This window comes from Plantactinospora mayteni (assembly GCF_016862935.1).
In the GTDB taxonomy this organism is placed as follows: Bacteria; Actinomycetota; Actinomycetes; order Mycobacteriales; family Micromonosporaceae; genus Plantactinospora; species Plantactinospora mayteni.
In genome coordinates, this window is record NZ_BONX01000003.1 from 169,439 (window position 1) to 192,007 (window position 22,569).

Annotated in this window: 18 protein-coding genes; 6 read left to right on the plus strand and 12 right to left on the minus strand. The window is 74.5% G+C overall.

Annotated elements, in window-relative coordinates; all coding sequences use genetic code 11:
- Positions 1-7: 7 nt before the first annotated feature.
- Both Pma05_RS02805 and Pma05_RS02810 read right to left on the minus strand, forming a co-directional pair.
- Positions 8-1,165: a winged helix DNA-binding domain-containing protein gene (locus Pma05_RS02805; RefSeq protein ID WP_203855655.1), complete on the minus strand. Its 1,158-nt coding sequence runs from the start codon at positions 1,163-1,165 to the stop codon at positions 8-10.
- A complete protein-coding gene (locus tag Pma05_RS02810) occupies positions 1,162-1,377 on the minus strand; it encodes an MbtH family protein (protein ID WP_203855656.1) in 216 nt (71 codons plus the stop codon). Before Pma05_RS02810 ends, Pma05_RS02805 begins: the two co-directional genes overlap by 4 nt.
- A 137-nt stretch (positions 1,378-1,514) precedes the next feature.
- Here Pma05_RS02810 and Pma05_RS02815 point away from each other — a divergent pair, with 137 nt between their 5' ends.
- Genes Pma05_RS02815 through Pma05_RS02835 form a run of 5 tightly spaced genes read left to right on the plus strand, consistent with a single transcriptional unit; the run spans position 1,515 to position 8,151 of the window.
- Positions 1,515-3,287 (plus strand): non-ribosomal peptide synthetase, encoded by a 1,773-nt coding sequence (locus Pma05_RS02815; protein ID WP_203855657.1) that lies wholly within the window; start codon positions 1,515-1,517, stop codon positions 3,285-3,287.
- Positions 3,284-4,546 (plus strand): cytochrome P450, encoded by a 1,263-nt coding sequence (locus tag Pma05_RS02820; protein WP_203855658.1) that lies wholly within the window; start codon positions 3,284-3,286, stop codon positions 4,544-4,546. The genes Pma05_RS02815 and Pma05_RS02820 overlap by 4 nt, the downstream gene beginning before the upstream one ends.
- Positions 4,543-5,289, plus strand: a complete 747-nt coding sequence (locus tag Pma05_RS02825) for a thioesterase II family protein (RefSeq protein WP_203855659.1) — start codon at positions 4,543-4,545, stop codon at positions 5,287-5,289. Before Pma05_RS02820 ends, Pma05_RS02825 begins: the two co-directional genes overlap by 4 nt.
- Positions 5,286-7,118, plus strand: a complete 1,833-nt coding sequence (locus Pma05_RS02830; protein WP_203855660.1) for a non-ribosomal peptide synthetase — start codon at positions 5,286-5,288, stop codon at positions 7,116-7,118. Before Pma05_RS02825 ends, Pma05_RS02830 begins: the two co-directional genes overlap by 4 nt.
- 16 nt (positions 7,119-7,134) lie before the next feature.
- Complete coding sequence (locus Pma05_RS02835) at positions 7,135-8,151, plus strand: hypothetical protein (RefSeq protein WP_203855661.1); 1,017 nt, start codon at positions 7,135-7,137, stop codon at positions 8,149-8,151.
- Positions 8,152-8,206: 55 nt separating this feature from the next.
- Here the strand turns inward: Pma05_RS02835 and Pma05_RS02840 are convergent, their stop codons facing one another.
- Genes Pma05_RS02840 through Pma05_RS02875 form a run of 8 tightly spaced genes read right to left on the minus strand, consistent with a single transcriptional unit; the run spans position 8,207 to position 18,594 of the window.
- On the minus strand, positions 8,207-11,509 hold the full coding sequence (locus Pma05_RS02840) for a condensation domain-containing protein (protein WP_203855662.1): 3,303 nt from the start codon (positions 11,507-11,509) through the stop codon (positions 8,207-8,209).
- A 16-nt stretch (positions 11,510-11,525) separates the two neighbouring features.
- Positions 11,526-12,164 (minus strand): class I SAM-dependent methyltransferase, encoded by a 639-nt coding sequence (locus Pma05_RS02845; protein WP_203855663.1) that lies wholly within the window; start codon positions 12,162-12,164, stop codon positions 11,526-11,528.
- The gene (locus tag Pma05_RS02850; RefSeq protein WP_203855664.1) at positions 12,161-13,471 is read right to left on the minus strand and encodes an MFS transporter; all 1,311 of its coding nucleotides are present in this window, start codon (positions 13,469-13,471) and stop codon (positions 12,161-12,163) included. The genes Pma05_RS02845 and Pma05_RS02850 overlap by 4 nt, the downstream gene beginning before the upstream one ends.
- Positions 13,472-13,494: 23 nt before the next feature.
- Positions 13,495-14,523, minus strand: a complete 1,029-nt coding sequence (locus Pma05_RS02855; RefSeq protein WP_203855665.1) for an ATP-binding protein — start codon at positions 14,521-14,523, stop codon at positions 13,495-13,497.
- A complete protein-coding gene (locus Pma05_RS02860) occupies positions 14,520-15,830 on the minus strand; it encodes a DegT/DnrJ/EryC1/StrS family aminotransferase (protein WP_203855666.1) in 1,311 nt (436 codons plus the stop codon). The genes Pma05_RS02855 and Pma05_RS02860 overlap by 4 nt, the downstream gene beginning before the upstream one ends.
- 9 nt (positions 15,831-15,839) lie before the next feature.
- Positions 15,840-16,610 carry a thioesterase II family protein gene (locus Pma05_RS02865; protein WP_203855667.1) on the minus strand — a complete coding sequence of 257 codons (771 nt, stop codon included), beginning with the start codon at positions 16,608-16,610 and terminating at the stop codon, positions 15,840-15,842.
- A complete protein-coding gene (locus Pma05_RS02870; RefSeq protein ID WP_203855668.1) occupies positions 16,607-17,470 on the minus strand; it encodes an acyl-CoA dehydrogenase family protein in 864 nt (287 codons plus the stop codon). The genes Pma05_RS02865 and Pma05_RS02870 overlap by 4 nt, the downstream gene beginning before the upstream one ends.
- A complete protein-coding gene (locus tag Pma05_RS02875) occupies positions 17,467-18,594 on the minus strand; it encodes an acyl-CoA dehydrogenase family protein (protein ID WP_203855669.1) in 1,128 nt (375 codons plus the stop codon). Before Pma05_RS02875 ends, Pma05_RS02870 begins: the two co-directional genes overlap by 4 nt.
- 88 nt (positions 18,595-18,682) lie before the next feature.
- Here Pma05_RS02875 and Pma05_RS02880 point away from each other — a divergent pair, with 88 nt between their 5' ends.
- Complete coding sequence (locus tag Pma05_RS02880; RefSeq protein ID WP_203855670.1) at positions 18,683-20,647, plus strand: non-ribosomal peptide synthetase; 1,965 nt, start codon at positions 18,683-18,685, stop codon at positions 20,645-20,647.
- A gap of 64 nt (positions 20,648-20,711) precedes the next feature.
- Here the strand turns inward: Pma05_RS02880 and Pma05_RS02885 are convergent, their stop codons facing one another.
- A complete protein-coding gene (locus Pma05_RS02885) occupies positions 20,712-21,755 on the minus strand; it encodes a M20/M25/M40 family metallo-hydrolase (protein ID WP_203855671.1) in 1,044 nt (347 codons plus the stop codon).
- Positions 21,752-22,561, minus strand: coding sequence for a [LysW]-aminoadipate kinase (locus tag Pma05_RS02890; RefSeq protein WP_203855672.1), 810 nt, complete (start codon positions 22,559-22,561; stop codon positions 21,752-21,754). The genes Pma05_RS02885 and Pma05_RS02890 overlap by 4 nt, the downstream gene beginning before the upstream one ends.
- Positions 22,562-22,569: the final 8 nt, after the last annotated feature.

Consider the following 22,569-nt stretch of genomic DNA (forward strand, 5'->3'; position numbering starts at 1 on the left):
GGTGGGTTCAGGCGTCGGCCCAGACGATCCGGGCGGTGCCGCCGAGGGCGCGGGCCAGGGACTCGGCGCGGGCGCCAAAGGCTTTGCGGGTACGGGCCGCGACCGTGCCGAAGCCCTGCAGCGACAGGGTCACCGCGGCACGGCTCTGCTCGTGCCTCCAGACCCCGCAGATGCGCCCACGGTCGAGCAGCACCGCCGAGATCCAGCCCTGCGGCCGGTAGATCTCCTCCTTGCGCTCCGGCGGCAGGAGCGCCTCGTGGTTGCGGGGGCAGGCGGCCACCACGTACGGGTCGAAGCCGGGGAGCAGCCGGGCGTGCGGTCCGCAGGGCAGCGCGGCGGTCGTCAGCTCCGCCAGGTCGGCGGCGCGGACGAAGCCGCGATGCCCTGCCACGTCGACCGGGGTGAGCTCGTCGCCGAGCGCGGCCATCGCCCGTCCGGCCTCGGCCGGCTGGCAGCCCCACCAGCGGGCGAAGTCCTCCCGGGCCACCGGTCCGTACGCGGCCACGAACCGGCGGACCACCTCCGCCAGGGCGGCGTCCGGGGCGATCGAGTCCCAGTCGGCGTCCACCCAGTCCCGGGGGTTGACGAAGGTGACGTTGCGCCCTCGTCCGCTGCCGAAGCACAGGTCGCCGCGGTACGCGGACGGCTTGAACAGGTCACCCCATCCGGAGCGCAGCCGCTCGGCCATCTCGGGTCGGCCGATCCGGTCGGACACCGCGACGGCCAGTTCCTCGCGGGTCAGCTCGGCGCCGGACAGCACCTCCGGGATCGCCGCCTGGATCGCGTCCAGCTCGTCCCGGGTGACGCCCTGGTAGCGCAGCCACGACGGGGTCAGGTGCCCGCGCCGCAGCCGGCCGGCCGCGGTCCACAGTGGCATTTCCGCGGCCGGCAGCAGGTGCAGCGTGCCGCGCATGGCCCAGGTCTTCACCAGCGCGCGGTCGGTCACCGCGGCGGCCACGTCGCCCGGTCCGAGCTTGTCCGACCGGACCGTGACCGCGAGTTCGGCGCAGGAGGCGATCTGCGCGTGCAGGCCGCAGAGCCGGGACGCGACGCCGGTGACGGTGTGTCCCGCATCGCCGGGCTCCCCGGCGAGCAGGTGCCGCCCGAGGCGGAAGGCGAGCACCTGCTCCCAGGTGACCGCGGCAGCGGGTTCGGCCCCGGTCATGCCGCCTGGTTCGCGGTCATGAACCGGCGCAGGCTCGCCGGCCGCATATCGGTCCACACCCGATCGATGTGGTCCAGGCATTCCTGGCGGGTGCCGGTGAAGCCGGCGTCGAACCATCCCGCCGGCAGCGTCCGGTCGCTCCACCAGACGGAGTACTGCTCCTCCTCGTTGCGGACGACGGTGAACTGCTCGTCGTTCTCCGGGGCCGTCATGTCGTCTCCTTCCGTCGGTCCTGGGTGTTAACTAGAGTTAATTCTCGCGGCTCCATTGTCAACCCCAGTAAGCATAACTACAGTCAAGGCACTAGACGGCCGCCGTCCCGCGTGGCCCGTACCCCGGAGGAAGAGCCGTGACCCACTCTTTTCCGCCGCGCATCGTGGATCTCGTCGTCCGCCAGGTTCAGGCCCAGCCGGACGCCACTGCGGTCAGCGCCGGCGACCATTCGCTCACCTACCGCGACCTGGACCGGGCCTCCGACGCCGTCGCGTCCCGGCTGACCGCGGCCGGCACCCGGGCCGACGACGTCGTCGCGGTGCTCGCCGATCGCTCCCCCGACCTGATCGCCGCGCTGCTCGGCATCCTCAAGGCCGGCGCGGGATATCTCGTGGCCGACCCGTCCGCGCCCGCCGAGCGGCTGGCCTGGATCCTCGGCGACGCCGCACCGGCCGCGATCCTGACCGGGCCCGGGCACACGCCGCCCGGCGACCCGGCGGTGCCGGTACTACCCCTGACCGGCCCCGCCGCCGGCCCCGCCGTCCCGGTGCCGATCGCGCCCGGCACGCTGGCGTATGTCAGCTACACCTCCGGATCCACCGGCCGCCCCAAGGGCGTCGCCGTGCCGCACGACGCGGTCGTCCGGCTGGTGCACGACACCCGCTGGGCGAGCTTCGGACCGGACGACGTGTTCCTGCAGGCGTCCCCCGTCGCGTTCGACGCGTCCACCCTGGAGATCTGGGCGCCGCTGACGACCGGCGGGCGGCTCGCCCTGCATCCGCCCGGCCCGGTCACCTCGGCGAGCATCGCCGCGACGGTCGCGGCCGAGGGTGTCACGGTGCTGTGGCTGACCGCCGGGATCTTCCATCAGCTCGCCCGCACCTCCCCCGGCGCCCTGCGCGGCGTCCGGCACCTGCTGGCCGGCGGAGACGTGGTCGCGCCACGGCAGATCGCCCAGGTCCTGGACGCGGTGCCCGGGCTCACCTTCACCAACGGGTACGGCCCGACCGAGAACACCACCTTCACCACCTGCTGGACCAGCACGACCGCCCCGGCCACCGGGACCACCCCGATCGGGCGCCCGATCGACGGGACCGGCGTACGGGTCCTGGACGACGAGCTACGCCCGGTGCGGCCGGGCATCGAGGGGCGGTTGTGGGCCACCGGCCGCGGCCTGGCCCGCGGGTACCTGGGCCGCCCCGGCCTCACCGCCGAGAAGTTCCGGCCCGACCCGTGGGGCGCCCCCGGTGACCGGATGTACGACACCGGCGACCGGGTCCGGGTCCGTGCCGACGGCGCGATCGAGTACCTCGGCCGGGCCGACCAACAGGTCAAGATCCGTGGCTTCCGGGTCGAGCCGGGCGAGATCGAGCGGACCCTGCGCCGCCGCCCGGAGGTGGCCGACGCGGCCGTGATCGCGCAGGTCGACCCGCTGACCGGCACCCGGCTGGTCGGGTACGTCGTGCTGGCCGGCGCCGCCGGGCCGGAGACCGCCGCCGCCATCCGCCGCGACCTGCGCACCGAGCTGCCCGAGTACATGATCCCGGCCGCCGTGCTGCCGCTGGACCGGATGCCGCTCACCGCCAACGGCAAGGTGGACCGCTCCCGGCTGCCCGCCGCGGACCGGGCGCCCCGCACCGTGGAGGGCGACTACCACCCGCCGTCCACGGCCACCGAGGCCGAGCTCGCCGAGGTGTGGGGCCGCGCCCTCCAGGTCGAGCCGATCGGCGTGGACGACGACTTCTTCGAGCTCGGCGGGCACTCGCTGCTCGCCGCCGAACTGGTCGGCGAACTGCACCGCCGGTTCGCGGTCCGGGTCCCGGCCCGCACGCTGTACCGCGACGCGACCATCCGCCGGCTCGCGACGGTCGTCGACGAGCTTCGGGACACCCTGGCGGTGGCGGCATGACCGCGACCGCCGTTCCCGCCACCGGCCGCTGCCCGTTCGGCTTCGACGCCGCCGCGAGCCTCGATCTGATCGACCCCGGCCTGTACGCCCACCGGGACCCGCACCCGATCTGGCAGGCCCTGCGCGAGCACGACCCGGTCCACTGGCAGCAGGCCGGCCCGGATCTCGGCTTCTGGTCGGTGACCCGGTACGCCGACGTCGACCACGTGCTGCGCCGGCACGACCTGTTCACCTCCGAGGAGGGATCGCTGCTGACCCTGCTCGGACGCGGCGATCCGGCCGGTGGTCGGCAGATCGCGGTAACCGACCCGCCCCGGCACTCCCAGATGCGCGACCGGCTGCAGCGCGCCATGACCAAGCGGTCACTGGAGACCCACGACGGCATGATCCGGGCGGAGATCCGGCAGTTGCTCGCCGCGATCACCGACGACACCCCGGTCGACGTGGCCGCCTTGCTCACCGACCTGCCGATGGCCGTGACCGGCACGCTGATGGCTGTGCCACGCGCCGACTGGCCCCGGCTGACCCGGCTCACCACGATGGCCATCGCGCCGGACGATCCCGAGTACGCGCTGCCCGGCGGGCCCGGCGAGACCCTCCGGGAGGCGCACCGGGAACTGTTCGCGTACTTCCAGGACATGCTGCACGATCGCCGCCGGGCCCCGGGCGAGGACCTGATCAGCCGGCTCGTCGGCACCGAGGTGGACGGCCGGCCGCTCGGGTCGAGCGAGATCGTGTCCAACTGCTACAGCCTGATCCTCGGCGCCAACACCACCACCCCGCACGTCCCGGTCGGCGCGCTCGCCGAACTCGACCGCAGCGGCGGCTATCGGGACTGGGCCCGCCGCCCGGACCTGCTCGCGTCCGGCATCGAGGAAGCACTGCGCTGGGTCTCCCCGGCCAACCACTTCATGCGGCACGCCACTCGGGACACCGAGATCGCCGGGGTGCGGATCGGGGCCGGCGACCCGGTGGTGGCCTGGCTCGGATCGGCCAACCGGGACGAGCGCGTCTTCGACCGGCCGCACCGGTTCGACGTGCGCCGCAAACCGAACCGGCACATCGCCTTCGGCGCCGGGCCGCACTACTGCATCGGGCACACCGTTGCCCGGGCCACCCTGCGAGTGCTGTTCGCCGAACTGTTCGACCGGATCGAGTCGTACAAGGTGACGGGCGAGCCGCAGCGGCTGGTCTCCAACTTCATCGCCGGGTACAAGCACCTCACCATCACCGCCCGGCTGCGGGAGGTGGTGTCGTGACAGCCAAGTGGCTCACCCGCGCGCCCCTGTCCGAGTCCGCGGCACTGCTGTTCTGCCTGCCCTACAGCGGGTGCGGCGCCAGCATGTACCGGTCCTGGCCCCGTTTCGTCGGCGGGATCGAGCTGTGCCCGGTGCAGCTACCCGGCCGGGAGAACCGGATGCGGGAGCCCGTTCCGGAGACGTACGAGGAGCTGGCCGGGGCGGTGGCCGCCGCGCTGCGGCCCGAGCTGGACCGCCCGTACGGGTTCTTCGGGCATTGCGGGTCGGCACTGCTCGCGTACCAGACCGCGGTGGAGCTGCAGCGCACCGGCGCGCCACGCCCCGCCCACGTCTTCGTGTCATCCCAGGTCGCGCCGGACGAGGGCCCGTACGGCCGGTTCCTCGGCATGGACCGGGACGCGCTGCGGACCGAGGTCGTCGAGCTGATGCGGCGCACCGGTGGCACCCCGGTGCCCGACCTGGTGGAGCTGTGCCTGGACGTGCTCACCACCGACGTGGCGGTGAACCGGCGCTACCGGCCGGACACCCGGACCGTGCTGGACGCTCCGTTGACCGCGATCGCCTGGACCGGCGACGTCGAGGTCGAGCCGTGGCGAACGGAGGGATGGGAACGGTACGGCACCCCGGCCCGTCGGGCCCTGCTCGACGGCGGCCACCACACCTTCCTCGACGCCCCGGCGCCGTTGCTCGACCTGTTCGTCACCGGCCTCGTCGCCGACTCAGAAAAGGAGACCGTCGGATGACCACCACTCAACTCCCCCGGCCCGCCCTGGCCGCCCCGGAGTCCGCCGAGCCGCCCGCCGACGGCACCACTTTGGTGCACCGCCTCATCGAGGCACGGGCCAAGCGCACCCCGCACGCGCTGGCCGCTACCGCCGGCCGCGAGCGGCTGACCTACCGCGACCTCAACGCCCGGGCCAACCGGCTGGCCCGCACCCTGCGCGCCGCCGGTGTGCGTACGGAGCAGCCGGTCGCCCTGCTGATGGAGCGCTCGCTGGAGATGCTGGTCGGCTTCCTGGCCGTACTGAAGTCCGGCGGCGCCGCGGTGCTGCTCGACCCGGGACATCCCGACCAGCGGCTGCGCACCGTGGCCGCCGCGACCCGGCCGCGGCTGCTACTCACCCTGGAGTACCTGCGCCGCCGGCTGCCCGAGTTGCCCGCCGTGCTACTCGACACCGACCGACCGGAGATCGACCGGCAGGCGCCCGACGACCTCAACGTGCCGGTGCACCTGGACAACCTCGCGTACCTGGTGCACACCTCGGGGTCGACCGGCGAGCCCAAACGGGTGGGCGTGCTGCACCGCTCGGTCGCGCACAGCGTCGCCACCCACCAGGCCGGGCACCGGATCACCGCCGACGACCGGGCCGCGTGGATCTCCCCGCCCGGCTCCTCGGCCGTGGTCGGCGAGATCTGGCCGTACCTGGCGGCCGGCGCCAGCGTGCACGCCGCGCCCGCCGGCATCGTCGCCGACGTGGAGGACCTGCGCGACTGGCTGCTGCGGTACGCCGTCACCAAGGCGTTCCTGCCGATGCCGCTGGCCGAGCTGATGGTCAACCTGGACTGGCCGACCGACAGCGATCTGCGGCTGGTCACCATCGGCAGTGACACCGTGCGCCGCTGGGCGTCCGCCGCGCTGCCGTTCGAGGTGGCCGTCTCGTGCGGCTCGGCCGAGGCGAACGGGGTCACCAGCAGCCTGGTCCCGTGGGACGGCCGGCTCACCAACCGCACCGCCACCGCCGCCGACCGGGCCGGGCTGCCCCCGGTCGGGCGGCCCTGGCCGGACGTGCGCCTGCACCTGCTGGACGCCGCGCTGCGCGCCGTGCCGGCCGGTGCGATCGGCGAGATCTGCGTCGACAGCCCGGAGTTGGCCCGCGGCTACCTCGGCGCGGCCGGCCTGACCGCGGACCGGTTCGTGCCCAACCCGTACGGGCGGCCCGGCACCCGGTTGTACCGCACCGGCGACCTCGGCCGGATGCGCCCGGACGGGCATCTGGAGCACCACGGCCGCACCGACCGGGACATCAAGATCCGCGGGTTCCGGGTGTCGCCGGCCGAGATCGAGGCCGAGTTGCTGAAGCTGCCCGGGATCCGGGACGCCGCGGTGGTCGCGGTCGAGGGCGGGACCGAGGACACCGACCGGCGGCTCGTCGGGTACGTCGTCGCGGACCCCCGCCCGGACGCGGCCCGGATCGTCGCGTACCTCGCCGAACGGCTCCCTGCCTACCTGGTCCCGGCGGCCGTGACCTTCCTGGACCGGATGCCGCTGACTCCGAACGGCAAGGTGGACCGCGCCTCCCTACCCTCGCCCGACTGGGTGTCGATGGCCCGCTGCGGGGAGCACCGGGAACCACGGGACGCGCTCGAGGCCGGGATCGCGGACGCCTTCGGCGAGGTGCTCGGCCGCACCGGCGTGGGCGCCGAGGACAACTTCTTCCACCTCGGCGGGGACTCGCTGACCGGAGCGCGGCTGGCCCAGCGCCTGCGGGCGCTGCTCGGCAAGCGAGTGCCGCTGCGCGTGATCTTCCAGAACCCCACCCCGGCCACCCTGGCCGGGCGCCTGCGCGCCTGACACCGTGCTCTACGAGATGATGCCCGGAACGCCGGGCTCCGTGATCGAACGGCTGGTCGGCCGGCTCCGGGCCTGCCCGGACGTCGCCGCCTGGGCCGTCGGCCTGGCCGGCCGCACCTTCGTCGTGGTGAGCGGCGACGAGTCGCGGGTGCCCGCGCTCGACGCGGCCACCGCCGAGGTGGTGCTCGCCGAGCACAGCACCACCGACCGCGGGTACTGGCTCGTCGGCCGGGAGAGCCGGGTGGCGCCCGACCAGGTGCGGATCGGCCGGGGCGTGGTCGGCGACGGCGACGTGTGGTGCGCCGCCGGGCCGTGCGCCCTGGAGTCGGTGCCGGACACCCTGGAGACGGCGCACGTGCTGCGCGCCCAGGGCGCCCGGGCGCTGCGGATGGGACTGTTCAAACCGCGCTCGAGCCCGTACCACTTCCAGGGCAAGGGGCGCGGCGGGCTGGCCGACCTGGCGGCGATCCGGGCCGAGGTGGGCCTGCCGGTGGTGACCGAGGTGCTGGACCCGCGGGACGTGCAGGTCGTCGCCGAGGTGGCCGACTGCCTGCAGGTGGACACCCGCAACATGTCCAACCGGGCGCTGCTGGCCGAACTGGGCACCATCGACCGGCCGGTGCTGCTCATGCGCGGGCTGCGCTCGTCGGTGTCGGACTGGCTGCGCGCCGCCGAGTTCGTGTTCAGCCGCGGCAACCGGGCGATCGTGCTGTGCGCCCGCGGGGTGGCGACCTTCGACGACTCGCTGGCCTTCCAGCCCGACTTCGGCGCCATCCTGGCCGTCCGGCAGCGGTGCGACCTGCCGGTCGTCTTCGACCCGAGCCACAGCACCGGACGCCGGCACGCGATCGCGCCGGCCGCGCTGGCCGCCTTCGCGTTCGGCGCCGACGGCATCCTGCTGGAGTCGTTCCTGCGCCCGGAGCGGCTCTACCGGCCGGGCGACGGTGACCAGATGTACCCGCCGGGCCGGGTGGCCGAGCTGCTGGAGGCGTGCCGCCAGGTGCGGGCGGTCTTCGACCGGGTCGACGTCTGACGCGGGAAAGAGGGGCGGTCATCCACTGTGGATGACCGCCCCGTCCTGTGCGCTGTCAGCCGAGCTCTGCTACCGCGGTGGCCGGGGCAGCGGCGGCGCCGACGAGGATCCGCTCCAGCGTGGCGAGCTGGACATCGATCGACTCGGCGTGCCAGCGCGCGGTGTTGTACTCAGCGCCCAGCTCCAGCTCGTCCCCGCGCCGCACGGCGGTGTACGAGATGTCGTAGCGGGACGCGCCGCTGGAGACGTACCGCCAGGTCGACGCGCAGTCCGGCAGGTCCAGGTTGATGTCGTCGCCGTCCTGCCAGGCCACGGTGACCTGGACCAGCGGCAGCCGGTTCGCCTCGCGCCGCACGCCGAGCAGCCGGACCACCTCCGGCAGCGGCAGGCCCTGGTTGTCGTACGCGTCGATGGTCACCTCCCGGACTCCGGCGACGACCTCCGCGAACGTGGCCCCGGACGGAACCCGGACCCGCAGCGCCAGCACGTTGACCAAGCACCCGACGAGGTCCCGCGCGTCGGCGCGCTGCCGGTTCTCGGCCGGCGCCCCGACCACGAACTCCCGCTGCCCGGACAGCCGGGACAGCAGCACCGCGCACGCCGCCGCGAACACCATGAACGGCGTGGCCGACAGCTCCGCGCCGAGCATCCTGACCGCGCTCATCAGCGGCACCGACGGCACCCGGTCGTAGTGGCCACCGGCGAAGCTCAGGCCCTCCGGCGCCACCAGGTCGGTGCGCAGCCGCAGCTCCGGCACGCCGCGCAGCGCAGCGGCCCAGTAGTCGCGCTGGCGGTCCCCGGCCGGGCCGGCCAGCCAGTCGTGCTCCCACCGGGCGTACTCGGTCCAGGTCAGCGCGGGCGCCGGCAGCGCGGCCGGCCGGCCATTCCGGGCCGCCCGGTACGCGGCCACCAGATCCCGCCGGAACGTGTACAGGCCGACCTCGTCCACGCCGATGTGGTGGAACACCACCAGCAGCCGGGCCCGGGTCGGCCCGGCCAGCACCAACTGGGCCCGGACCGAGGGCTCGGTGCGCAGGTCGAACCCGGACGCCGCCTGCTCGCGGGCCATCCGGTCGGCGGCCGCCAGGGCCCGCTGCTCGCCGAGGCCGGTGAGGTCATGCACCTCCAACTCCGGGCCGGCGCCGGGCACGACCTGCTGCACCGGGCCATCCGCGGTCCACTCGTACCGGCACCGCAGCGCGTCGTGCCGCGCGGTCACCGCGGCGAACGCCGCCGCGAGCGCCTCCGGATCGAGCGTGCCGGTCAGGTCGAACTCCAGCGGGACGTTGTACGTCGACCCGCCGGGGGCGAGCTGCTCCATCACCCAGATCTGCCGTTGCGCCCCGGTCAGCGGGGCGGGGCCGGGATCGGCGGCGGCCGGTTCGGCGGCGGCCGGCAGCAGGGCGTCCAGCTCGTCGCCGCTGAGCCCGGCCAGCAGTTGCAGCGCCTGCACGGCGTCCGGCTGCCCCCGGCAGATCAACCGGGCCAGACCGTCCACGGTGGGGTGTTCGAAGATCGCCCGGATCGGTGCTTCGAGGCCCAGTTCGTCCCGGGCCAACAGGGCCAGCCGGGCCACCATCATCGAGTGGCCGCCGTGCTCGAACACGTCGTCGTGCGGGCCGTACCCGGGGTTGCCGAGCTCCCGGCGCCACAGTGTGAGCAGCGCCGGCCGGACCATGTCGAGGCCGGGCGGGTCGCCGCCGTCCGGCTCGGCACCCGGCCGCCGGACGGCGGCGGAGGCGTACCGCGGGACGGCGTCCGGCGGCAGCGCGGCCGCCTCGTCCAGCGGCACGGTGATACCGCCGATGACCGGGAACCGGTCCGCCGGGCCCAGGTCGACCACGACACCACCCGGCCGCCGGTACCCGACCCGGCCGGTGTCCGGGCCCGGCGGGACGAGCACGTCGTCGATGCGCCCGCCCTGTCCGACGCGGTGCAGCCGACCCAGCGCGAAGTCGGGGGCCACGCAGTCGCCGATCAGCACCTCCCGCTCCGAGCAGGACCGCTCCCCCGCACCCAGCATCGGCAACCGGCCCAGTTCGAGCGCCGGGTCCGCGCACCCGGCACGCAGCACCGCTTCCAGGTGCCGGATCAGGGTACGCACGTACGCCGCCTCGAACAGCGCGTCGTCGTACTCCACCCACAGGGTCACGTCGCCCGGGCCGACCTCGGCCTCGATCAGCAGGTCGAAGCGGGCACGGCCGCGCGGAATCTGCTCCTCGGTGGCCCGCACCGGGCCGAACGGCACGCCGTCGGCCACCTTCGGCGACTGGGTGACCATCACCTGCACCAGCGGCGGGATGCTCGGGTCCCGGCCGGTGAGGCCCTCGACCATGCTGGTGAACGGCACCTCCTCGAACTCCAGCGCGTCCAGCACCGCGTCCGTGGTCTCGGCGAGCAGGCTGCGGAACGACGAGGCCGGGTGCGGACGCAGTCGCAGCGGCAGGGTGTTGGCGAAGAACCCGACCACGTCGTCGAAGCCGCCCGGGCTCCTTCCCGCGCCGGCGGTGCCGATGATCAGGTCGTCGTCCCCGGTGTGCCGGTGCGCCACCGCCGCGAACGCCGCGATCAGCACGCAGGCCGGGGTGCTGCTCTCCCGCATCGCGAAGTCGAGCAGACCGCGGGCGGAGGCCGGAGCCAGGTCGAACCGCGCACGTTCGCCGTGCTCGGACTTCACCGCGGGCCGGAGCCGTCCCTTGTGCAGGTCGAGCAGTGCGGGGGCGCCGAACAGCCGATCCCGCCAGTACGCCTGCCCCTCGCTGCGCTCCCCGCCGGCCTGCGCCGCCCGCTGCCGCGCCACGTGGTCGGCGAACCGGGCGGCCGGTGGTGGCAGCGCCGGCGGTCGGCCGGTCAGCTCGGCCGTCATCAGCTCGTCCAGCTCGGTGCGGATGAGCGTCAACGACTGCCCGTCGGCGACCAGGTGGTGGCACCCGATGAGGAGCAGGTGCTCGCGCGCGCCGAGGCGTAGCAGCATGCTGCGGGTCAGCGGCCCGGCGGCGATGTCGTACGGGCGGTCGGCGAACTCGCGGGCGATCCGCTCGGCCGCCGGCCGGCGCTCGTCCTCCGGCAGGTGGCCCAGGTCGTGCGCCGGGCCGGTGGCCAGCGACAGGAATGTCAGGTACCGGCACACCGGCGCGCCGTTCTCGGTCGGGAACGTGGCACGCAGCGACTCGTGCCGCTCCGCCACCGCGTCCAGCGCCCGGCCGAGCAGGCCGACGTCGAGGTCGCCGTCCAGCCGAAGCTGCCACAGCTCGTTGTACAGCCGCGCCGCCGGGGACAGGTTCTCGATGAACCAGAGCTGCTCCTGGGCGTACGAGAGGGGCACCGGCCCGGCGGCGACCGTCGGGGAGTCGAGCATGACGTCCTCCTCGTCCTCACCGGGGCCGGGCGGCCAGGATCTTGGTGACCGAATGCGTGTGCGGCTCCGGCACGTCCGCGTGCGACGAGATGATCGTGATGTCCTCGACCCGCAGCAGTTCCCAGCCGGCGTACATGCGCAGGTACTCCTGGTGCGCGGGCAGCAGCCGGGGCGGATTGACGTGCCGGTCCAACTGCTGCGCGCGGTCGTTGAACGAGCAGAGCACGTGCACCCCGCCCGGCCGGGTCGCCACCTGGAGATTCCGGACGGTGCGCCGGGCCTGGTCCAGGCTGGAGTTCCAGTGCAGCACGCTGTCGCAGACCACGACGTCGTACCCGCCGCCCGGGACGGCCAGCGAGACGTCCGCCGTCCCCCAGGTGATCCGCGGCTCGTCCGGCCAGAGCCGGCGGGCGTGCTCCAGGGCCAGCTCGGAGATGTCGACCGCGTCCACGGTCGCGCCGGCCCGGGCCAGAAAGACGGTGTTGCGGCCCTCGCCGCAGCCGGCGTCGAGCGCGCGGGCGCCGTCCAGCGTGACGTGACGGTCCAGCGCTTCGACGTACGGCTCCGGCTCGACGCCCCACAGGCACGGCGTCAGGGCGTACCCGTGGTCGCAGCCTCCGACGTTGGCGGCCGGGTCGCTGATCGCGGCGGTCATCGGTTCTCCTCCGGAGTGATCTCGTCCAGGGTGCGGACCTTGGGCACGGGCGAGAAGATCAGCCACAGCAGCGCCAGCGGCGTGCCGACGGCCGAGATGTACAGGGCGTTGTGCAGGCCGATCCAGTCGCCGAGCAGGCCGGCGCCGACCGCGCCGATCGGGATCACGCCGATGGTGACGAACCGGAAGCTGGCGTTGACCCGGCCGCGCATCCGGCTCGGCGTGATGGTCTGGCGCATCGTGATGCTGGTGATCGCGGAGATCACGATGCCGAGTCCGACGATCAGGTAGACCACGCCGAAGAGCACGGCCTGCACCGGCTTCGGCCCGCTGATGAACGGCAGGGCCACCATCGGGGCGACGGTCAGCGCGGTCGACCAGACCAGCGCCGGGCCGACCCCGATCCGGTCCACCAGCTTGCCGGTGACCAGGGCGCCGAGGGTGCCGCCGACGCTGCCGACGGCGAAGACCACCCCGATGACACCGGCGCTGAGGCCGACGTCGCGGCTGGCGTACACCAGGAACAGCACCATGACGATCTGGGAGAAGAGGTTGAACGTCGCGGCCTCGGCGGCCAGGGCGCGCAGGTGCGGGTTCCCGAAGGTGGCGACCAGGCCCTCCTTGATGTCCCGGAAGACACCGCGGACCCCGCCGGTCTCGCCGCGGATCAGGTCGTCCTCGGACTCGCGGTGCCGCATCGCGCTGAGGCTCAGCGCGGACAGCAGGAAGCTGAGCGCGTCCACCGCGATCGCGAACGGGGCGCGCAGCGCCTGCACCAGAATGCCGCCGAGACCGGGGCCGACGACACCGGCGATCTGCTGGGTGCCCTCCAGCTTGCTGTTCGCGTTGATCAGCCGGTCGTTCTCCAGCAGGGACCCCACGAACGCCGGGTACGCCAGGTTGAACACGACGGTCAGGCAGCCGACCACGAAGGCGGCGACGTACAGGATCGGCATCGAGAGGATGCCGCCGAGCGCCAGTAGCGGAATGATGCCGAGCGCGAGGAAGCGGCCCAGGTCGGCCGCGATCATCAGGCGGCGGCGGCGCATCCGGTCGACCAGGACGCCGGCGAACAGGGTCAGCACCAGCCCGGCCAGATCCTTCAGGCCGCTGAGGATGCCGATCTCGGTGGCCGACGCCCCCAGGAAGACCAGGGCGGTGAACGGCAGCGCGATCTCGGTGATCTCACTGCCGATCGTGGACACGCCCTGCCCGAACCAGAGTAGCCGGAAGTCACGCTTGGAGTGGTCGCGCGGCGGGGCCGGCTCGGGAGGCGGGGTGGTCGCGGGTGCGAGTTCGGTGATCATCGGTGAACCTCCTGGCGAACTGATCAGGCCGCTGCCGCGGCGGCAACGGCAGGCGCGCCGGCACAGCGGCGCAGCTTGTCGAGGGCACGGCCGGGGTCGTCGGCGACGACGGTGAGCCGTGAGGTGGCGAAGACGCCGCCCGCCGGGTCGCAGACCGGGGCGCCCCGGTACGGCAGCTCGGCGGCATGGCCGGTGGCGGCGACGTCACCGCTGACCGTGTGGTCGTCGTAGAGCGCGAAGATCGGTAGCCCGGTGGCCATCGCGGCCAGCCGCATGGTGCCGGAGACGCGCGGGTTGATCTCCAGGACCCGGGCCACACCGTCGGCGGTGACCAGGTACTCGATCTCGATCAGGCCGACCGCATCGGCGGAGACGGCGAGCGCCCGCGCATCGTCGCGCAGCCGGCGTTCCAGGGCCGGATCGATCGGCTCGTACGGGCACAGCCGCAACCGGCGCCAGGGCGGCACCAGCTCGGTCGAGGTCGGCCCCTTCCAGATCGGCGGCAGGGTCACCACCCGCTCGCCGTCCCGGAAGACGACCATCGAGTACTCGACGCCGTCGGCGTACAGCTCGGCGATCTCGTCCGGGGCCGGAGCGCGGTCGCTGAGCCGGGCCAGCACGGTCCCGCGGCTCTGCGTGCCATGCCGGTCCTTGATGACGACGAGCGGGTCCCCGGCGACTCCGGGCAGCCGGTCGCCGGTCGTCCAGGGCAGGCCCGGGCAGCCGCGGGCGTCGAAGAACTCCTTCATCAGCCGCTTGTCCAGCCCGATCCGGGTGGCCCGGCCGGACTGCGCGATCGGCCGGAACCCGGATCCGGCGAGTGCCTGCGCCAGGGTCCGGTCCCGGTAGAGGGTGTCGTGGCCGGAGTGCAGCACCACCCGGCGGGAGCCGATCCGGGACAGGGCGTCGCGGACCACGCCGACGTCGACGGCGGGCGCCTCGCCGAGCACCAGGGTGCGGTCCGTGCCGTTGGAGCCGAGGAAATGCGGAAACCAGATGCCGACGCTCGCCGGCATGACCAGGTGCGCGGCCGGTTCGGTGGAACGGATCATCGGACTCCTCCCACGGCCGCACGGGTCCCCGGTACGACCGCTGTGGCAGCGGCCGAGACCGGCGGGCCGGCCGACCCCAGCCGGTCGAGGGCAGCCCGGAACGCGGCCCGGTACGGCTCGACCAGCGCTCCGGCGGTGTCGTTGAAGTACGGCCCGGGCAGGCTGACCCAGCCGTCGTGCAGCGCCTCGGCGACCGGCAGGTCACCGCGACGGTGCCGGAAGTGCCGGGCCAGCACGTCGGGCGGGTACGGGCGCCGGTGCCCGGGCTCGGCGCCGGTGAAGATGCTGCTCAGGTGCAGCGGCCGGGTGGCCGGCACGTCGGCCTTGACACCCTGCTGGCGCAGCGCCGCCACGAGGTCGTCCCGGCTGAACCCGGCCCGCTCGGGGTCGACGGTGACGACGACGTCGTACCAGCCGCCCATCGTCACGTGCGGGGCGATCACCGGACCGGTCAGCCCGGGGTGCGCGACCAGCGGCTCCAGCAAGCGGTACACGTTGGCGCGTTTCGCGGCGACCAGTTCCTCGATCCGGTCCAGGTGGCTCTGCGCCAGCACCGCCGCGGGCGGGCTGATCCGCAGGTTGCCGCCGAGCCCGACGTCGGCCAGCCGGCGCAGCCGCGGATCGTGCACGGTGCGTTCGCTGCGCTGCTTGAAGGCGGTCAGCAGGCAGGCCAGGTCGTAGTGCCGGGAGTCGCGGGCGAGCAGCACCCCGCCCATCCCGCCGGAGACGAGTTTGAGCCCGCCGATGCTGAAGACGGCGAGGTCGCCGAAGGTGCCGACGGGCCGGCCCCGGTACGTGGACCCGTGCGCGTGCGAGCAGTCCTCGACGAGGGCGAGCCCGCGCCGCCGGCACAGGGCGGTGATCTCGTCCATCGGCGCCGGGTGCCCGAACAGGTGGGTCACCGCCACCGCCCGGGTCCGCGGCGTTACCGCCCGCTCGATGCTCGCCGCGCTCACCGTGCCGTCCGGGCCCTCGCTGTCCGCGAGTACCGGCACGGTGCCGAGCAGGAACAGCGGCGAGGCGGTGGCGAGGAAGGTGAACGTCGGCACGATCACCTCGTCGCCGGGCCCGAGCGCGAGCGCGAAGTACGCGGCCAGCAGGGCACTGGTACCGGAGTTCAGGGTGAGCGCGTGCCGCCCGTCGTGCCGTCGGGAGAACGCCGCCTCCAGGCCGGCGATCTCCGGCCCGTGGTCGTAGTCGAAGGAGCGGCCGCGCCGGATCAGCTCGGCGGCCCGGTCGGCCGCCGCGCGGTCGTAGACCGGCCAGCGCGGCGGGTGCGGAATGACGATGGGATCGTCGGTGCCCATGACGGCCTCCTAGGCGGCGACGGCTGCCGGCGCGGCCACCGGGCGCGCCGCGACCGGGACGAGATTGGCCCGGACCCGCGCGAGCAGCCCGGCCGGGTCGGCGTGGATGAAGAAGTGACCGGCGTCGAAGGTGTCGAGGACGAAGTCGCCACACGTCTCCACGCCCCAGGCGGCCATCCGGTCCGGTGACGCCTCCGGGTCGGTGCGCCCGGCGAAGGCGTGCACCGGGCAGGACAGCGGCGGGCCGGCCGGCTGGGCCGCGGTTTCCACCACGGCCAGGTCGGCACGGACCGCAGGCAGCACCAGCCGGCGCAGTTCGGCGCTGTCCAGCACCTCGTCCGGGGTACCGCCGAGCCGGCGCAGGTGCGCGACCAGATCGGGTTCGCTCAGGTGGTGCGCGGCCGGGCCGGGTGGCGCGGCCGGGCCGGGCGAGGCGGCGACGAACAGCCGTTCCGGCGGCCGGCCCGCTGCGGAGAGGACATGCGCGGCGTGGTGGGCCACCCGCGCGCCCATGCTGTAGCCGAACAGCGCGTACGGCCGAGCCGGCTCGGCCAGCATGGCGCGGGTGAGCCGATCGACCAGGACGGGCATGGCGGCCACCGACGGTTCGCCGATCCGGTTCTCCCGTCCCGGCAACTGCACCGCGACAACCTCGGCGACACCGGTCAGGCCGGCACCCCAGCCACGGTAGAGGGAGGCGCTGCCACCGGCGTACGGCAGGCAGTACAGCCGCATCGGCGCCTCGGGGTCTCGCTGGTGGATCCGGAACCAGGGGTTCATCGCTCGTCCTTCCCCGCGGCGGCAAGGACCGCGGTCGTGTGTTCGGTGTCGGGGCCCGCCGTCAGGCGCCGGTGTCCGGCGGCCCGCCACAGCGCGGCCGGTCGGCCCAGGCTGGTCGCCTCCGTCCCGGCCAGCCGGTAGTAGTGCTGGATCGCGGCATCGCCGGTGAGCCCGTACGTGCCGTGCAGGTGCAGCGCCCGCCGGGTGACGCCGGTGGCTGCCTCGGCGGCGGCGGCGAGGGCCTGGATCGCGGCCAGTTCCGGTTCGCCGTCGGCCGGCGGCCAGCCGCGCGGCTCGTCGGCCGCGGCTTCCGGGATGCCGGCGGTGTCCCGGTCGGCCAGCCAGGCGGCGTACGCGGTGAGCAACCGGGCCTCCTCGATTTGGACCAGGTCGGCGGCGAGGGTGAAGCCGGTGGCCTGGAAGGCGGCGATCGGTCGGCCGAACTGGCGTCGCTCACCGCTGCGCCGGACCGCCAGTTCGTGCGCGCCGGCTGCCAGACCGACGAGGTAGCCGGCCTGACGGATCCGCGCGCGGACCAGCGCGTCGCCGGCCGGGGGCGGCGCCACGGCCGGTGGGCGCGCGCCCGCGGCGACATCGGCCGCGGCGGTCGGGCCGGTCTCCGCGGCCAGGCACCCGGACCGGTACGTGTCGCACGCCGCTGCCCGTCCGAGTTCCTCGGCCACCACGACGCCGTAGCTCAGCCCGAGTCCGAGCCCACCGGCGGCCGGCGCGATCTCCAGGCCGTGCAGACCGAGCCGGCCGAGCAGGTCGTGCACGTCGCCGCGCGGCGGTACGTCGTGCAGCGCCCGGCGCAGCGCCGCACGCAGCTCGTCGTGCAGGGCGTCGGGCAGTGGCCTCATCGCGCGCTCCCGGACAGGGACCCGGCGATCAGTTCGAGCATCACCTCGGAGACGCCGGCCGAGATGGTCAGGCCGGGCGCCTCCCGCCAGGCCGATTCGAGGCAGCGGGCGCGGCCGGTGGCCGGGGCGGCGGCCGCGCCGTGCAGTGCGGCGCCCCACTCGGCCACCGCAGCGGCGGACTCGCTGGTGTGCAGCTTGGCCATTGCCGCGAACACCGGGTCGAAGCGGTCCTCCTCCAGGCGGGCCAGCGCGGCCCAGGCGAGCAGCCGGGCGGCGTCGGCGCGGGCGCCGTGCCGGCCCAGGTCGGCCAGGCTGTCGGCGGCGTCGCCGGGGGTTAGTGCGGCGCGGGCGGTGTCGTACCAGCGGGCCGCCTTGAGCGCGTAGTCGAGCCCGGTGCGTTCCATCGCCAGCGCCGTGGTGAGCGCGGCCCAGCCGGCGCCGGGTTCACCGAGCACATCGGACTCCGGGACGAACACCGCGTCCAGTTCGACCCGGTGGAAATGCTCATCGGCGAGGCTGGGCATCCGCGCCACGCGGACGCCGGGCGCGTGCAGGTCGATCAGGACGAGGGTGATGCCGTCATAGCGGGATCCGGGGTCGCCGGTGCGCACCGCGGCGAGCGCCACGTCGCAGAGGGCGGCCTTGAGGCTGTAGATCTTCGTGCCGCTCACCAGGTACCCGCCCGGCGCCGGCTCGGCCCGGGTGGTCAGCGCGGCCAGGTCGGACCCGGCCTCCGGCTCGGTGTAGAGCACGCAGGCGAACCGCTCCCCGGCCGCGAACCGGGGCAGCCAACGTCGTTGCTGGTCCGCCGCACCGATGGCGCGCAGCACCGACCCGACGATCTGGACGGTGTTGATGTGCAGGGTGTCCGGAACACCGGCACGGGACAGCTCCTCGGCGACCACCGCAAGGCTCATCGGACCGCCGCCGAGGCCGCCGAACTCGGCCGGCCAGTCGGGGGCGAGGACGCCGGCGGCGCCGATCGCCCGGTAGAGCGGGCGTTCGTCGGGTTCGCCGGTGCCCGCCGCGAGGTCGTCGATGGCGCGGCGGACACCGGGCGTCGCCAGTACGGCGCGAATCCGGGCGCGCAGCCGGCTCTGGTGCGGGTCGAATCCGAAGTCCACGGCCGCCTCCTTTCTCTAGTGAATCGGAGATTACTCCAGTAAAGTTCGCCCTGTCACTCCCGTAAACCCAATTTCCTGAGGAGGAGCGGTGACTGTTGACAGCGAGCTGCTCCGCCGGCTCAGCCGCATCCCGGCCGACCGGCGGACGAGCTTCCTCACCGGACTGCGGGCGGCCACCGGGCCGCCGGCGCCGCCACCGGACGACATCGAGACCCTGATGCGCGAGTGGGCGCCCGAGGAGATCCCGCGCACGCCCCGCACCATCAGCGAGGTGTTCGCCGAGACGGCCGTCCGCCAACCCGGCCGGGTCGCGGTCGTCGACGGCGCCGGCCGCCGGACGTACGCCGAGCTGGCCACCGAGGTCGAGCAGCTGGCCGCCGCCCTGCGTGCCCGCGGCGTGGACGCGGAGCGCCCGGTCGCGGTCCTCACCGGACGCGGCGACGCACGGGCGGTCATCGGAATCCTGGCCGTGCTGCGGGCCGGCGGGTACTGGGTGCCGATCGACCCGGGCAATCCGGCCGAGCGCATCGCCGCGGTGCTGCGCGACGCCGATCCGGTTCTTGTCCTGACCGACGCCGGCACCGAACCGGTGCTGCCACCCGACGGTCCGCCCGTGTTCCGGCTGGACCGGCCGTGGCCCGCCGCGCCCCCGCTCGCCGCCTCGCCCGGGCACCCGCACCGGCTGGCATACGCCATCTACACCTCCGGCAGCACCGGCGTGCCCAAGGCGGTGCAGCTCGAGCACGCCGGCGCGGTGCACTTCATCGAGACCGTCCAGCGGATGTTCGGGCTCACGCCCGAGGACCGGATCATCCAGTACGCGTCGCTGGGCTTCGACGTGTCGGTGTTCGAGATCTTCGCCGCCCTGCTGACCGGCGCCGCGCTGTACCTCCCCGGCGACGACGAGCGGCTGTCGGTGACCGCCCTGTCTGCCGCGCTGCGCCGGGAACGGATCACCGTCGTGGACCTGCCACCGGCCATCCTGAACCTGCTCGACCCGGCCGGGTTCCCGGACCTGCGGGTGGCCTTCGTCGGCGGCGAGGCGTTCACCGGCGAGCTGACCACCCGGTGGGCGCGGCACTGCCGATTCCTCAACGGGTACGGCCCGACCGAGTGCACGGTGACCGTGGTGGCCAAGGAGTGCACCGGCGAGTGGACCACGTCGCCGCCGATCGGGCGGGCGATGGACAACCACGTCGCGTACGCCCTCGACGAACGGCTGCGCCCGGTGCCGGTGGGTGAACCGGGCGAACTCTGCATCGGCGGTCCCGGCCTGGCCCGCGGGTACGCCAACCGACCCGGCCTTACTGCCGACCGGTTCGTCCCGGACCCCTGGGCCCGCCACCCGGGCGACCGGCTGTACCGCACCGGTGACCTGTGCCGGTGGACCGCCGACGGCGACCTGGTCTTCCTCGGCCGCAACGACCGGCAGGTGCAGGTCCACGGGCACCGGGTGGAGCTGGGCGACGTCGAGTCGGCCCTGGTCCGCGCCGACGGGGTACGGCAGGCCGTGGCCACCACCGGGGACGGCGGCCAACTCGTCGCCTACATCGTGCCGATCACCGCGCCGGCCGACCTGGCCGCGATCCGCGCCCGGGCGGCCGAGCTGGTCCCCCGGCACATGGTTCCGGCCCTGCTCATCGAGGTGGACGCGATCCCGCTGACGGTGAACGGCAAGACCGACCTGGCCGCGTTGCGCCGGATCCGGCCGGCCAGTGGCGACGACGGTGTGGCCGAGCTGACCCCGACCCAGCGGCGGTTGCGCGACACCTGCCTGCTGCCGGTGCTCGGGCCCGTCGCCGCCGGCCCGGACGACGACTTCTTCGAGCTGGGCGGGGACAGCATCCAGGCGATCCGGCTGCTGTCCCGGGTACGCGAGGAGTTCGGCACCGAGATCCCGCTGAGCGACTTCCTCCGCGCGCCGACGCTGGCCTGGCTCACCGGTACGGTCGAAACGGCCGCGACCGCCGGACCGGGCAGCGACCTGGATGCCATCCTCGCCGGACTGGCGGGCCTCTCCGACGACGAGGTCGAGGCGATGCTCGCCGAGTGAGCGCCGGACGGCGACGCGCGGCGGATCCCGGATCGGGGTCCGCCGCCCGTCATGCCGGGACGTCTCAGAGCGAGAGCGAGGTGAGGGCGCGCTCGACGACGGCGACGCCGCGCAGGAAGTCGTCGATGCGGATGTGCTCGTCGTCGGAGTGGTCGAGCCGGCTGTCCCCCGGGCCGTACGTGGCCATCGGCACCGACCAGACCTCGCTCAGGGTGTTCATGTCCGAGGTGGCGGTCTTCACCTTGGCGCCCGGCTCCCCGCCCTCGGCCCGGATGGCACCGCTGAGCGCGCGCACCACCGGGTCTCCACGCCGCACCCGGCAGGCGCGTACCGAGTTCAGCACCGTCACGGTGGCCGCCGGGACCCGGGCACGCACGGCGGCGACGCAGGCGCCCACGTCGAATCCCGGCGGGGTCCGGACGCTCATCTCGGCCTCGGCGTGCTCCGGGTCGCCGCGCAGCAGGGTCAGCGTCGCCGCCGGGTCGGCGAAGTTCCGGTGCGCCGACGCCGGGTCGGCCGGGTCGGCGCCGATCTCCTCCAGCAACACCGCCCAGGCCCGGGCGGCCAGTTCCACCGCCCGCGGGTACGGGGCGCTCGGGTGTGCCCCCGGGCAGTCGGCGCGGACCCGCAGGTCGAGCTTGCCCTTGTACCCCAGCACCACATCGGACCACCCGCTCGGCTCGCCCACGATCACGGCGTCCGGGCGGGGCAGGTTGTCCCGGACCGCCATCGCGCCACGGGAGCCCGGCGTCTCCTCCTCCACCGCACCGACCACGATCAGCCGCCCCCGGAAGCCGGTGGCCCGCGCCGCCCCGCAGGTGAGCGCCGCCATCGGCCCCTTGGCGTCCACCGCGCCCCGGCCGTGCACCGCGTCGGCGGTGACCCGCAGGGGCGGCCCGCCGGGCACCGTGTCGATGTGCCCGAGCAGCAGCACGGACGGCCCGGGACCCCGGTCCAGGACGCCGACCGCGTTGCCGGCCGCGTCCAGGTGCGCGGCGAACCCCAGCCGGTGCAGGTGGCCGACCAGACAGGCAGCGACCTCGTGCTCGGCGTACGACGGTGAGGGAATCGCCACCAGGTCGGTCAGCAGGTCGACGGGGGAGATCACCGGGCACCGACCAGGGTGCCGCCGCCGGCCAGCGCCGCGCGTACCGGCTCGGGACCGGATCCGGCCGCGACCACCACCCGCGGCACTCCGCCGGCCAGCGCCTCGCGCGCGGCGACCAGCTTCAGGGCCATGCCGCCGGCCGCGTACGCCGGCAGGGTGTCTCCGACGGTCACCGCGGGGAGCACCGAGCCCGGGTCGTCCGGGTCGGTCTGCACGCCGGGCGCGCCGGTGAGCAGCACCAGCGCGCAGGCCCGGAGAGTCGCCGCGATCGCCGCCGCCGCGCGGTCGGCGTCCACATTGACCGGCGCGCCGTCCTCGTCCGCGGCCGGCGGGGACACCACCGGCACCACACCGGCACCCAGCATCGCGAGCAGGACGGCCGGATCGGCGCGGTCGAGGCGACCGGCGTGCTGATCGTGGACCACCACCCGGCGCCCGCCGGACACCGCCCGGACCGCACGTTTGCGCCGGGCCCGCAGCAGACCGGCGTCCAGGCCGGTCAGCCCGGCCGCCGGCACCCCGTGCCGGGCCAGGCCGGCGACCAGCCGCGGCTTCACGATTCCGGCCAGGGCGAGCTGGACGACCTCCAGCGTCGCCGCGTCGGTGTAGCGGGTGGTCACGCCGTCCGGCGAGACCAGTTCCCGGCGCGGCACGCCCAACCGGCCGGCGAGCCGGTCGATCTCCGCCGACCCGCCGTGCACCAGCACCACCGGGGTGCCCGCGAGGTGCAGGGCGGCGACGTCGGCGCACACCGCGGCCGCGTCCACCGCGGCGTTGCCGCCGCACTTGACCACCACGACGTCCATACCCGCCT

What these genes read in the sequence shown, in the direction of transcription:
- Pma05_RS02805 (WP_203855655.1), bottom strand. Translation starts at nt 1,165, where the DNA reads ATGACCGGGGCCGAACCCGCTGCCGCGGTCACCTGGGAGCAGGTGCTC.
- Pma05_RS02810 (WP_203855656.1), bottom strand. Translation starts at nt 1,377, where the DNA reads ATGACGGCCCCGGAGAACGACGAGCAGTTCACCGTCGTCCGCAACGAG.
- Pma05_RS02820 (WP_203855658.1), top strand. Translation starts at nt 3,284, where the DNA reads ATGACCGCGACCGCCGTTCCCGCCACCGGCCGCTGCCCGTTCGGCTTC.
- Pma05_RS02830 (WP_203855660.1), top strand. Translation starts at nt 5,286, where the DNA reads ATGACCACCACTCAACTCCCCCGGCCCGCCCTGGCCGCCCCGGAGTCC.
- Pma05_RS02835 (WP_203855661.1), top strand. Translation starts at nt 7,135, where the DNA reads ATGATGCCCGGAACGCCGGGCTCCGTGATCGAACGGCTGGTCGGCCGG.
- Pma05_RS02840 (WP_203855662.1), bottom strand. Translation starts at nt 11,509, where the DNA reads ATGCTCGACTCCCCGACGGTCGCCGCCGGGCCGGTGCCCCTCTCGTAC.
- Pma05_RS02845 (WP_203855663.1), bottom strand. Translation starts at nt 12,164, where the DNA reads ATGACCGCCGCGATCAGCGACCCGGCCGCCAACGTCGGAGGCTGCGAC.
- Pma05_RS02850 (WP_203855664.1), bottom strand. Translation starts at nt 13,471, where the DNA reads ATGATCACCGAACTCGCACCCGCGACCACCCCGCCTCCCGAGCCGGCC.
- Pma05_RS02855 (WP_203855665.1), bottom strand. Translation starts at nt 14,523, where the DNA reads ATGATCCGTTCCACCGAACCGGCCGCGCACCTGGTCATGCCGGCGAGC.
- Pma05_RS02860 (WP_203855666.1), bottom strand. Translation starts at nt 15,830, where the DNA reads ATGGGCACCGACGATCCCATCGTCATTCCGCACCCGCCGCGCTGGCCG.
- Pma05_RS02865 (WP_203855667.1), bottom strand. Translation starts at nt 16,610, where the DNA reads ATGAACCCCTGGTTCCGGATCCACCAGCGAGACCCCGAGGCGCCGATG.
- Pma05_RS02870 (WP_203855668.1), bottom strand. Translation starts at nt 17,470, where the DNA reads ATGAGGCCACTGCCCGACGCCCTGCACGACGAGCTGCGTGCGGCGCTG.
- Pma05_RS02890 (WP_203855672.1), bottom strand. Translation starts at nt 22,561, where the DNA reads ATGGACGTCGTGGTGGTCAAGTGCGGCGGCAACGCCGCGGTGGACGCG.